Annotated in this window: 9 protein-coding genes; 2 read left to right on the forward strand and 7 right to left on the reverse strand. The window is 45.4% G+C overall.

The window, feature by feature from the left end; all coding sequences use genetic code 11:
- Positions 1-38: 38 nt before the first annotated feature.
- Positions 39-884, reverse strand: a complete 846-nt coding sequence (locus B147_RS0120595; protein ID WP_020589099.1) for a hypothetical protein — start codon at positions 882-884, stop codon at positions 39-41.
- A gap of 294 nt (positions 885-1,178) precedes the next feature.
- Here B147_RS0120595 and B147_RS0120600 point away from each other — a divergent pair, with 294 nt between their 5' ends.
- Entirely contained in the window at positions 1,179-2,192 is a 1,014-nt protein-coding gene (locus B147_RS0120600) for a polysaccharide deacetylase family protein (RefSeq protein ID WP_083927954.1), read from the forward strand.
- A 5-nt stretch (positions 2,193-2,197) separates the two neighbouring features.
- A complete protein-coding gene (locus B147_RS29085) occupies positions 2,198-3,511 on the forward strand; it encodes a tetratricopeptide repeat protein (RefSeq protein ID WP_020589101.1) in 1,314 nt (437 codons plus the stop codon).
- 167 nt (positions 3,512-3,678) lie between these two features.
- Here B147_RS29085 and B147_RS0120610 read toward each other — a convergent pair whose 3' ends face one another.
- The 6 genes from B147_RS0120610 to B147_RS0120635 are packed head-to-tail and all read right to left on the reverse strand — an operon-like array spanning position 3,679 to position 11,982.
- Positions 3,679-4,434: a type VI secretion system-associated FHA domain protein gene (locus tag B147_RS0120610; protein ID WP_020589102.1), complete on the reverse strand. Its 756-nt coding sequence runs from the start codon at positions 4,432-4,434 to the stop codon at positions 3,679-3,681.
- 20 nt (positions 4,435-4,454) lie between these two features.
- Complete coding sequence (locus B147_RS0120615; RefSeq protein WP_020589103.1) at positions 4,455-6,566, reverse strand: hypothetical protein; 2,112 nt, start codon at positions 6,564-6,566, stop codon at positions 4,455-4,457.
- A gap of 39 nt (positions 6,567-6,605) precedes the next feature.
- On the reverse strand, positions 6,606-7,583 hold the full coding sequence (locus B147_RS0120620) for a class I SAM-dependent methyltransferase (protein ID WP_020589104.1): 978 nt from the start codon (positions 7,581-7,583) through the stop codon (positions 6,606-6,608).
- Positions 7,584-7,621: 38 nt separating this feature from the next.
- Complete coding sequence (ald, locus tag B147_RS0120625; protein ID WP_020589105.1) at positions 7,622-8,740, reverse strand: alanine dehydrogenase; 1,119 nt, start codon at positions 8,738-8,740, stop codon at positions 7,622-7,624.
- 22 nt (positions 8,741-8,762) lie between these two features.
- Complete coding sequence (locus B147_RS30600) at positions 8,763-10,034, reverse strand: adenylate/guanylate cyclase domain-containing protein (protein WP_020589106.1); 1,272 nt, start codon at positions 10,032-10,034, stop codon at positions 8,763-8,765.
- 46 nt (positions 10,035-10,080) lie between these two features.
- Positions 10,081-11,982, reverse strand: coding sequence for an HDOD domain-containing protein (locus tag B147_RS0120635; protein WP_020589107.1), 1,902 nt, complete (start codon positions 11,980-11,982; stop codon positions 10,081-10,083).
- Between the last annotated feature and the right edge of the window lie 96 nt (positions 11,983-12,078).

Consider the following 12,078-nt stretch of genomic DNA (forward strand, 5'->3'; position numbering starts at 1 on the left):
ACGCCCCTTGGATATAAAATCCGGGCCGTTTCAGGCTGTTAATGTTGATCGGAAATAACGGAAATTATTTCAGCACACTTGGTGATGATACGTTGTTTAATCCAGCCTAACTCTTCAAATTTATTCAGATCATATAACAGAATGTCTTTTTCGGGGTCACCATAGCGGGTAAGCACAGTGGTCGATTCTATGAGTGCGCCATCACAGGTCCGGTCTGAAAAATGTGTTGGGGTACCGCAAAGGGGGCAAGTAAACAGGGGCGCATCATCCGCTTCGTGGGCTGTGGTCTCTGTCGTCATCTCCTTTTTTCGAATCCATATCAATGCATTCTGGTAATTTGCTGTCCCGAAAAGTAAAATAATGCAAAGAAAGCTTAATACCGCAAAGAGCATAACAATCCGGTAAAACTGGTCAAAATTTTGTGTGGCAAGGGAGATGAATACCTCTCCGACCCTTGTGTCGGAAAAGGTGATGGGGGTTAGGAAATTCATGACATTATGGGTTTCAAGACTGATTACCCGCCAGTATTTAATACCACCTTCCTGCCGCGCATATTTTTTGTTCAACGTAAAAAATTGGTTCTGGTCGGAATATGCGATGATTTTGTTTTTATGGTCTATGATGGAGGCAAAAACAACCCCCGGTTTTTTTGTTGCCTGTTCAATAAGCGCGCCTAAATGGTCAAATTCTCTTTCAAGCAAAGGCAGGCCGGACTGGCTGGAAATGTCTTTGGATATGGCAATGCCGGATTTTACAAGTTTGTTGTTTTTGTGATGTTCCACAGCATGTCCGATAAGATAAATAAGCAGGCAGGCAATAAACCAAATGGATATGCTGATCAGAAATTTTTTAAGGGCAAACCTGTTTTTTTTGAATATTTGCATAAACCCCTTTCTTTGGTTATCTTCCGGAAATTAAAAAATCTAAGATAAAAACCGCGAACACACAGTATTTTCCGGAGAAATCACATTGTTTGTGCAAACAATGCTTTAAGCTGATCTACTACAATAAAAAAAGAAGAGCTGTCAAGTCGCGAAATTACTTGAAAAAGCCGATATTGATTCTAATAGATTCCCGGTGATTACAAATTGTTTAATTGATTTGAACACGCATAAAAATTAGGGTAATAATAGATGTCGAGGAAAATCGTATTCATTTTGTAAAAAACAGAGGCGATTTTGATACAATTAAATCTGAGCAGTCTTATATCTGTTTTACTGGTTTTCATGGGTTCAATGTTCTTTGCCTCCTGTGGGTTACCCCCCCAGCCTGTCCAGGACCCGGCCTCCTCGGTGTATCAATCAAAAACATATGTATTGTATCCCAGAGACCGGGGCGTTGCGCTAGAAAACCTGGCCAGGCAGTATTATGGCAGTGAAAAGGATATTTGGCGGATAGAGGATGCCCATGATCCGGATAGTCCGGGTAGCGCCGAGTTCATAACTATTCCACTGAAAGAAAAAAATAAAGGCGGTTTGTTTGCCGACGGATACCAGGCCGTTCCCATTTTGTGTTACCACAAATTTCTCCCCAATGATCCATCGCCCTTAAATACGCCTCCCGATATTTTCAGGCAGCAGCTAACCTTTCTTAAGGATAACGGCTTTAGAACAATTTCACCTGATATGTTCCTGAATTTTTTAAGGTACAGGCGGCAGATTCCTAAGAAAGCGGTCATGATAACCATTGACGACGGGTTTAAATCAGGATTAAACACAGCAGCCCCTATCCTTCTGGAATTTGGCTTTTCAGCAGTTTTTTTTGTTTACACGGACTATATCGGGGTGTCGGGTAAGGCCCTGACATGGCAGGATCTGCGCCAGCTTAAAGCCGACGGATTTTATATTGGGTCCCATTCAACATCCCATAGCGATTTAAGCCGGAAACTGGAGGAAGAAACCAATGATGCATATGGAAAAAGGCTTTACAGGGAAATTGTCGTTTCAAAGCAGACCCTGGACCGTAAATTGAACCAGAATACCACTATTTTTTCCTTTCCTTATGGGCGTTATAATAAACATGTGATGGCGCTTTCAAGGAAGGCCGGGTATGAAATGGCCGTTTCTGTGGTCCGGGGCGGCAACCCGTTTTTTTCAAATCCCCTTGCATTGAAAAGGGATATGATATTAAAAAAAGATATTAAGACGTTTAAAACCAGATTACATACATTTACCGAACTGTCTTTAAAGTGAATACGATGAATACAAAAAAAATTTTATTTGCAGTGCTGTTGTCATTGTGTCTTCTGCCAAGTTGCGTATCCCAGCAGACGCCGGAACCCCAAAAACCCAACCTGGCCGGAAAATATATCATAACCGGTGAGTCATATGAAGCTCAGGGGCGGCTTCAAAGTGCGCTGGAGCAGTATGAGCTGGCATTGACGGTTGACCCCAAGAATCCGTCTGCTTTAGACCACAAAAAAAAGGTGGAATCCGTGCTTTATGAAAAAGCCCGGCAACACTATGAAAAAGGATTGGCCCTTGATGAACAGGGCTTATATGATTCGGCAAGAAGACAATATTTAAGTGCACTTCAAAACTGGCCGGATTATACCCCGGCCAAAGAGAAATTAAGCCCTGGTGGTGTTTCCTTGGATTCAAAAGATTATATTCTGCATACACTGCTTGGCGGACAAAGCGTTTCCAAGCTGAGTCTAATTTATTACGGGGATCTGAAATATTATCCCATTATCGGTAAATTCAACAATATGGTGGATGTCACCCGGGTACGTGCCGGGGAGCAACTCAAAATTCCGGCCTTAAACGGGTTGACCGTTGAGGATCTCAAAAAAAAGTATCAGGCCTATATGAAGGGCAGGCGGGACATGCGTGGAGAACAAACCGGTCCGTCTCAACCCGAAGTTATGGCTCCGGCAGCCCCGGCGGAGCTTCCCCAGGAACCTGTTACGCCCGAAGTTCCGGAACCAAATACTCCCCCCCAGGCACCTGAAGCGCCTGATGTAGCAGAACCATCTGATGTAACTGAAATACCCCCCCCAAGCCCGGAAGTACCGGAATCTGTCCCTGATGAAAGAAGCACACCGGTTCCAGCTGTTGAAACACCTAATGACTATGACCAGGCCATGGTCCTTTTTCAACAGAAAAAATACAGTCAGGCCATCCCGCTTTTCAAAAAAGCACAAATTAAGGATCCGGACAATGAGCAGATTGGTGCCAATCTGTTTGAAAGCTATTTCCAGCAAGGACTGACCCAGTTTAAGAAAGAACAGTATCTTGACGCCAGACAGAGCTTTTCCTCGGCAATGCAGTATAATGATGACGCTTGTAGCCAATGCCGCACCTATATTAAAACCTGTGAAGATACCTACAAAGAAAAGCACTATAATCTTGGTATCCATTATTTTGGCAAAGAACAGCTTGAACTGGCCATAAACGAATGGGAACTGGTTGAGAAGATTGACCCCGGCTATAAAGATGTCCAGTCTAACCTGAAAAAAGCCCGGACCCTTTATGAAAGACTGGAAAGCATTAAGCAGAGTAATACCCAATGAGACCGGTTTTGAATTTTGGAGGGCTGTGTATATGGGAAGTTTAGATTGTTGATATTGGCAGAAATATTAGAGGCCCAAATATGCAACTCAGGGTTAAAGTTTTAACTTATAAAGGACGCTCTCTTTTGATGTGCTATGTGCTTTAGGGGTGCCCATTAACAACCGGCTCAAATGGATATTTTTTGGCAATTTCTTTCAAATTCCCGTAAAAACGATTCCATGAAACGCCCTGACTCGAACCACTTTTCGATTTTTTTGAATTTGTGTACATATTCATCGTAATATTTTGACTTTTTCATGGGGCTCAGCCTGGATGCTCCGGCATCCCGGGCAATTTTTTCGGGGCTTAGTTGGTTGAGAATTTCTTCGACTTTTGCATGGGCTGCCTGTTTGCTCGCCTCTTGGGATTCGTGAAAGGCTTTGCCGATCTGGCTGATATAGATGTCTAAGGGCTGCCCGTGGCTTGCCTCTTCAAGGTGGTAGCCAATGACCTGGCGGATGGGCTGGTCTGAATCCTGTTTTCCGACTAGGGTGGTGTTAATGGTGCTGATCAGCTGGTTCAAGGCTTCAAGAACCGTGTTAGTGGACTCTGCCAGGCTTTCCAGAAGCTTGTCGGAATTCATGTCTTCCTGGGATACGTTTCGTCCGAGCAGCAGTTTTATAACCCGTGCCAAAAGATGGTCGCCAATTACCATATTCTCTTGGGTGGTGTTCTCTGCGTCAATGGGTGGGCGGGGTCCGGCCGTGCTGTCTTGCTCAAATCCCTGGATCAGTTCGTCAAGAATTTCCCGGCGACTGTTTTTATCCAGATTTGCCAGTACTTCATTTAAGTGTGTTTCAATGGCATTTGCGTCGGCATTGATGGCGTAAATAGCTTTAAGCTGTTTTTTTAATGACTGGTATGAAATATTGAAATTGTCCATATCTCTTTGTTTCCCGGGATCTATTTTTTAGGGGGAAGTATGACGGTTTTATCAAGATCATCATCTTCATTAAAAAAATCGCCTCTGTTTTCAGGCTGCGAACTGTTGCCGAAGGATACAATAACAGTCTTTTCCAGGTCGTTGAAATCTTTTTCCGGTTCCGTTGTTTTCGTTTTTTGATACGTGTTCATAACAATGGTTTTCTGGATATCCTCAAAATCACTGGGAGCCGGATCAATGTTGCCCTGCCTGTTAAGAATTATTGTTTTTTGCATCTGTTCAAATTCATGTTGATCTGCCATGGGAGATGGGGTGATAGACTTATCCTCCGTGCATTTATTTTTTTTGGCAGAAAAATCCGTCGATGGTTTGATGCCCTCCTCGGTCGAGGAGAGTACAAGGGTTTCCATGACATCTTCTTCCTGGGATGGTTCGGGTGATGCCTCTTTTTCCCATTTTGTTTTAAGCTGTTTCAGGATGGTGGTAATGGCTTGATTTGCCTGGGTATCCTCGTGTAAGTCTTCGGTGCTGGCTGATGGGATTGTTTCCGGCTCATCCTGTTCGGCTGCACCGGCAACCGGCATGACAGGTTTTTGTTTTATCTGAAAATCTTTGCTGAAAAGTTCTGATTTTACAGCAGTTAATATCTCATTTACCTGACGGATGCAGTGTTTGATAAAAGCGGGAAAATCTAAGATCTCTTTTTCTTTAATCAAAGACCCTGCAAAATGAATCGTCTGAATCCATAAGTCATGCCAGGATTCAGCCATGTCAGCAGGAGCCGGTTCCCAGAAAATATTTTCCGGTTTAAAGATTGGATGTGAGTTAAAAAGTGCCTGGGCATTATTTGCCCATTCTGTTTCATCTGTGCTTTGCAGCAGATCCGCCCCGGACTGAAAAACGGTCTTTGCCGTGTGTTTATTGTTTACAAAAAAAATGTAAAGGCACAATTGTGCAATGAAATTTGTCTGCCGGTTATTTGCCATGGAAGTTTGGAAAAGGTCCATGGGCCTGGTGCTGACAAGATCAATCAGGTAAAGCTCATAGTCCCAGAAAAAAGGCATCATGCCGGCATCTGATTTTGTGTTGATCCAGATACTGTCCATATTAAGGTTGAAAACAGGCTTAAATTGGTCGTTTAATCTTTTTTCAATTGATGTGAGTATTTTTTTAAAAAACGCATATTTTAAGAATAAAATTTCAAGCCAGAATCTGGGATCATCCCCGAATAAATATTTAGTTGGATCATGACCTGATGATTGTGGTGTGCCGGGGCTCAATGACAAGGCGTTTGATTTCAGCCCGACAGTTTCCGGGGCGTTGGACAAGTGTTGTAAAAATTGAGTCCCGTTTATTGAGCAGGCATCAAACACCAGCATGTAAAATGGATAAAAAGAGAGAAATCCAATGCGGGACAAGGCTTTTTGTCCAGCCAAATAGCAGACACTATGTTCGGGACAGTCAGCGCATGGGAATCCATCGGGTATGGTTGTCTTCATTTTGCTGAAGCGCTTTATTAAGCCGTGCCGATCCAGGACACCAGCCGGGTCGTCGGCCTGTGGGGTATAGGTATAAAAAAAATGGGTTGAATTTGATTCATAACATTCTGGGCAGAAAAGATAGCGGCTCAGGCTGGTATGAAAAGAATCCAGGCCGGCTTTTTCCAGAATTGCGTCGTTTTTGCAGAGTATCAGTTCCCGGCCGCAGTCCGGGCATGGGGGGTGGAAAAAGCGGTCTTTAAATTTGCAGTAAAAAAGTGGTTTCAGCTGGGTTGGTTCATGGTCGGGGGGGGCGGGAATAGTAAATGTGCCGTAATCTTGGGAAAAAAATTGAATGGTGTCCAGCCAGGCTTGGTCCAGCGTTGTATTGGTCTGGGGATTAAACGGTTCTCTGTCAGAAAAATAGGTATCTTTTTGGATCAGCATGAAAACAGGGTGGAAAACCCGGTTTGAACCCTCGCACTTGAGCCCGCCTTTAACCAAACGGGTGAACGGTTTTTCGATTCCGGCAGTTTCAAAGGTGAACGAAGGTAGATCCCCTTTTGGATTGTCTTGATGTGATACATGGATATCGAGTAAAATTCCATTGCGGCCCGATTCCAGGTATGGAAGCAAAGATAATGTTTTGTCCATGTCTGCCCGCCTTGATTCAAATTACTTAACAAACAAAAATTAATATTCCCGACAAGTGATTCGCCAGCACCGGTGGATCTGTTTTTTTTTGGAAACATAATCCTCCGGAATCGTTTCCCGGGTTATTTCTTTAATATCAGCGGCGTCAAGTTTGTTTTCAGCCAGGTCGAAATTTTGGTGATTGGTAGAAAAAAATACCGTGCTCCCCGGGCGCATGAGCGTGAACACTTGATTGAGCAAAAACGGATAGTCCCTGGCAATATCGAAGTGCTTGTTATCCATGCGTGTGGTGGAATAGGAGGGCGGATCCACCACAGCCAGATCGTATCGGTGTTTAAGTCGAACTGCTTTTTTCAAAAAATCAAAGGTATCCATCTGAACCTGGGTGTGGCAGGGCGCTGACAACTTATTTAGGTCCAGATTTTCTTTAACCCATGTGATGGCGGTTTCAGACCGGTCCACGGACAGGGTGGAAGCAGCCCCGCCCTTTGCCGCATAACAGGTGAATGCCCCTGTGTAGCAGTACAGATTTAAAAAATTCTTACCCCGGGCCATCTGTCTGACCATCGTCCGGGTATCCCTGTGGTCGGAAAACAGACCCGTATCCACATAGTCACTGGGGTTGACCAGAAATTGAAGGTCTCTCTCCCACATGGGGATTTTTTTGTTTTTGGTATCAATTCTTCTGTATCGCGCTCCGTCCTTGATGCCTGCTTTGCGGATTTTAAGATGCAGGTTTGCCTGGGGAACATCAAGGGCCTGGGCTACAGCCTTGCCCATCAAAGGAAGCCAGTCTGAGGTGGATTGTTTTCTGGCATACTCTCCCACCACAAGGTGGCCAGCATACCAGTCCACCACAGCCCTGATTTCCGGGATATCCCAGTCATACAGACGGAAAACCTCCAGGTTCTGTTTTGTAAAACGTTTATACAGGTGCTTGAATCTTTTTTTTACCCGGTTGGCCAGCATCTGGGCCTGGGCCTGATATTTTCCACTGGTCTCCATGGCAAAAGTCATACATCATTCAAGGATGAATGGCAAGAAATGCCACGGTGTCAGGACTTCAGCAATTTGTCCACGGGCGTATAGACCAGACCGAAGGCTTCGGCCACGGCCTTGTAGGTCACCTTGCCGTGGATGATGTTGGCACCCAGTTTGATCTCTTCGTCGGCCTGCATCGCTCCTTTCCAACCCAGGTCGGCAATCTGCAGCGCATAGGGCAATGTGGCATTGGTCAGGGCCAGTGCTGAGGTTTTGGCCACCGCTCCCGGCATGTTGGCCACGCAGTAGTGCACCACGCCGTCAATGATAAATGTGGGATTGCCATGGGTGGTGGCCTTGGAGGTTTCAAAGCACCCCCCTTGGTCGATGGCTACATCCACCAGCACCGAGCCGCTCTTCATGGTTTTGAGCATGTCACGGGTCACCAACTTGGGTGCCTTGGCACCGGGAATTAGCACGGCCCCGATCACCACATCCGCCGTCTTGACCAGCTTGCGAATCGTTGCCGGGCTGGACATCAGGGTGAAGCAGTTGGCCGGCATCACATCGCTCAGGTAGCGCAACCGGTTCAGGTTCCTACCCAAAAGATAGACCTTGGCCCCTAGGCCGCAGGCCATCTTGGCCGCATTGACCCCTACCACGCCGCTGCCGATCACCACCACCGTGGCCGGCTCCACCCCGGGCACTCCGCCCAGAAGAATGCCGTGGCCGCCCTGGGTCATCTCCAAAAACCTGGCGCCTTCCTGGATTGCCATGCGTCCGGCCACCTCGCTCATGGGGGTCAACAGCGGCAGGCTGCCGTCGGCCTTCTGGATTGTTTCATAGGCGATACATACGGCCTTGCTTTTGATCAATGCCCGGGTCTGGGGCTCGTCGGCCGCCAGGTGCAGGTAGGTAAAAACGATTTGCCCTTCCCTGATTAAGTCGTACTCCGGCGGCAAGGGCTCTTTAACGTGCATGACCATGTCCGCTTTTGCGTAGATTTGTTTGGGCTTATCGACTATTTGGGCACCGGACCGGGTGTAGGCGTCGTCGGTAAAACCGCTGCCCATTCCGGCGCTTTTTTCCACCATCACCTCGTGCCCGCTCTTAACCATCACCTCCACCCCCGCCGGGGTCATGCACACACGGTTCTCCTCAGACTTTATTTCCTTGAGTATTCCTACAATCATTTTTCCTCCCCTAAGCATGCTGTTATGAATACCTGGGTTCCAGTCGGAACAGACAAACTCTTTTTGCCTTTCCCTTCAATTTTACATCGTCCAGTCGGGTCACTCTCTTTAAGTTATCCAGGGTATCCACATGGGGTTCAATCTGTTTCCACACCGCATTGGAAACCAGTATCCGATTGGGTTCGGCCAGGGATTCAATCCGTTGGGCCACATTCACGGTATCCCCCACCACTGTATAATTTAAATGCGCTTCCGATCCCATGAATCCTGCAACCAGCTCCCCGTAATTAATTCCCACGCTCATTTCCAGCTGCCTGAAGGTGCTTTTGATTTCACGGTTCAGGGTGTGAAGTTCTGAAAACATTTCAAGGGCAGTGCGTACGGCATTCAGACAGCTGTCCGGATCCTCCAGGGGGGTTCCGAATACAGCCAGAATGCCGTCCCCCAGCAGTTTGTCCAGGGTTCCCCTGTGCTTGAAAATCAGGGGTATCATCCGGGAAAAGAAGTGGTTGAGCAAAATGACCACCTCTTCGGGTTCCATGGTTTCGGAAAAACTTGTAAATCCGATTAAATCAACAAAAACAACAGCTGCCTGTTTTTTTTCCCCGCCAAGCCTTAATTTCCCCTTCTTGAATATCTCTCCAATAACGTTTTTCGAAAAAAAACGACTCAACTGAAGCATTTGTTTCTCTTCATCCAGCTTGCCATAGTAAAGCCGTAAAAAAACCATACTGTTGTACAGATGGTCACACACTACATTATAAAAGAGAAAGTGAGAGGCTTCAAACATATTGTTGTCTTTTCCGAAAAGCATGAGAATCGCAATGACTTTTCCTTTGGAAAGTATGGATTGACCATAAAAGGCGTAATCCTCATCGGAAAACAGATGGGTATGGCTTGTGTCCCGCTTGGACATTTTTTTTTCCACATCTTTGAGGCTGGCGATGAGGACGTTTGTTTTTTCTCCAAGAAGCGCTTTAAAGAAAGGGAGATGTTTTATGGCCGTGAAATTAAACGTATCTTCCATCTTCGTATGGAAGAAATGGTCCTTTTTAATTTCATTGTCCGGGGAGAAATACAATGCAGCGGCAGCAAGGCCTTTATATTTTTTCAAACACTCCAGATGCCGTGTCCATATCAAATCCTGATCAATAAAATCAATTTGCTGCATGGTGTTGTTCATCTCTTTGATAATGGAGAGCTCATTAATTTTTTCATCATATTTTTTTTGAATGGAGAGAAAATTTTTTCTGAATTCGGCAAATAACTCTTCCGCTCTCTTATCGTTACTCATGGGTTTTCCCTATATTGCATGTGATCTTGTGCTTTTTTCGGTTATTTCAATCGGCGATATCCAACAAATGGGCATTTTCCTCAAGAATTTCGATTACATCCGCCAAAGAATGCTTGATGAATTGGGTATTGAAATTAGGGAATAATTTTTTCATGGCAATCATGTGATCTACCTTAAACTGCTGATTCAGTTTCTTCATTGCCTGTTCATTTGCGTCAGGGTCATTTTTTAGGGCAACCATATTGGAAAGATAATCCGAGAAACCGATCATGGCGGCAAATAATGAATACTCCCCGGCAGCCGACGGCTGATGGTGAAAGGCGGCGGCATGAACTAGGGGATCCGGTAGATTCCAATTTTCTCCAATGCTTTTTCCGATCTTACCGTGGTCCATTCCCAGAATTTCCTGCTCAATGGCACTGATGGGAACGGCACTCTCCGCCGCACGTGCCAGAATCGTCGTATATAACTGCGAAAAATTTTCGATCAGATAGACCTTGCCCAGATCATGGAGGAGCCCGGCAGTAAAAATTCCCATATCTTTGAATTGGGGCAGATCCCGACAAAGATACTTTGCGATTAAGGCGGTTCCCATGGAGTGACGCCACAGGGCTTTGGGATCCTTCAAGCCTTTGAGATCCGCATTCAGAAACGATTCTGATAATGAGAGGCCAAAGGCCATGTTTACTACTTCCTCGGTTCCCATCAGTACAACCGCATCCTTGATGGAGCTGATTTTATTGCTCAACCCGTAAAAGGGTGAATTGACAATTTTCAATATTTTTATAGTTAATGCGGGCGTCAGAACTATTTTTTCCACAATATCATCCAGCGTAGAATCGGGATCGGACGCCACACTGTATGCCTGCATGGCTACGGATGGCAGGGTAAAAATGGATTCCACCCGGTTCAGGTGTAACCCGACTTTTTCCATGTTCACCTGCCTGCCTTTGAGACGTTCAGCAAGCTGCATCCGGCTGATCATTCTGTGAACGATTCTTTTTGCGGTATCGACATCTTTCGGGGGTGATTGCTTTTTCATTTGTTCCGCCAAATAAGATGTCAGATGGGAATCGTAGGGGAGTTGGAGAAAAAATTTTTTCTGATCGGATATGGAAATTCTACTCAGCGCACCCCATAGCACATCAGGGGGCAACGCCGTAAGTTCATTGTAAAATTCCCCCTTGGCTTTATTAAAACAAAGGGTTAATTGTTGAAAATCTGAAAGGGAACCATTGGTTTGCCGGGGGGGATCGTTCCGGGGAGAAATCGTCTCTCTTTTTTTCTCACCGTCGTTTATGCTTTTCCTATGGGAGACCGGATTTTTTTGGGCAATCGCCATCAGTTCATAAAAGGATTTTCCATCGTCAGGTATCACTGCAAATCCGATACGGACCGAAATATTTTTCTGGATATGCTTTTCCATACAATATACGATTTTTTTAAACACAACATTGCAAGAATCTCGATCCGTGGCAAAACCCAGCAGGACAAAGGTGGTGTCATCAATAACAAAAACAGAATCGCTAAACCGGAACATATTCTCGATTTCTTCTTGCTTTCCCAAAAGGGACGGCAAGAAGAAACCCTCTCTAACCGGTTCCACCGTCACATAGAAAAGCGATGTTTCAACACCGGCGCGCAGGGTTTTGCTGAATTCTTTGGAGATCCATTTCAACTGCCGGGGATCAATGGCGAAAGGAATCCTTTTGTCCTTGATCACCGGGATTACGTCACACTCCACATCAAGGTTAAAAAGATATTTGCGGGCAACCTCCACATTTTCCTTGCTGTTAAAATCCCCCAGAACTGCAGGGGGATGTCGAAGAATATGTGCTACTTTTTCAGGGGAAAGTTGGAACTCCTTTCTCAAAAAACGGGGCAATTCAACGTGGTGTCCTCCGGTATTGCACTTTTTCAGAATCACCCTGTGAAACGTTTGCATCATCGTTAGTAGTTCCAGGCTCGTGTGTCAAAATAATTGTTCATGATAAAACTGACTGATTGTATAGATTTCCAATAACACAGTGAAGGTATTGAAGCA

This window comes from Desulfobacter curvatus DSM 3379 (genome assembly GCF_000373985.1).
GTDB classification, from domain to species: Bacteria; Desulfobacterota; Desulfobacteria; order Desulfobacterales; family Desulfobacteraceae; genus Desulfobacter; species Desulfobacter curvatus.

Coding starts and splice junctions, on each gene's coding strand:
- B147_RS0120595 (WP_020589099.1), bottom strand. CDS start 884: ATGCAAATATTCAAAAAAAACAGGTTTGCCCTTAAAAAATTTCTGATC.
- B147_RS29085 (WP_020589101.1), top strand. CDS start 2,198: ATGAATACAAAAAAAATTTTATTTGCAGTGCTGTTGTCATTGTGTCTT.
- B147_RS0120610 (WP_020589102.1), bottom strand. CDS start 4,434: ATGGACAATTTCAATATTTCATACCAGTCATTAAAAAAACAGCTTAAA.
- B147_RS0120615 (WP_020589103.1), bottom strand. CDS start 6,566: ATGGACAAAACATTATCTTTGCTTCCATACCTGGAATCGGGCCGCAAT.
- B147_RS0120620 (WP_020589104.1), bottom strand. CDS start 7,583: ATGACTTTTGCCATGGAGACCAGTGGAAAATATCAGGCCCAGGCCCAG.
- ald (WP_020589105.1), bottom strand. CDS start 8,740: ATGATTGTAGGAATACTCAAGGAAATAAAGTCTGAGGAGAACCGTGTG.
- B147_RS30600 (WP_020589106.1), bottom strand. CDS start 10,034: ATGAGTAACGATAAGAGAGCGGAAGAGTTATTTGCCGAATTCAGAAAA.
- B147_RS0120635 (WP_020589107.1), bottom strand. CDS start 11,982: ATGATGCAAACGTTTCACAGGGTGATTCTGAAAAAGTGCAATACCGGA.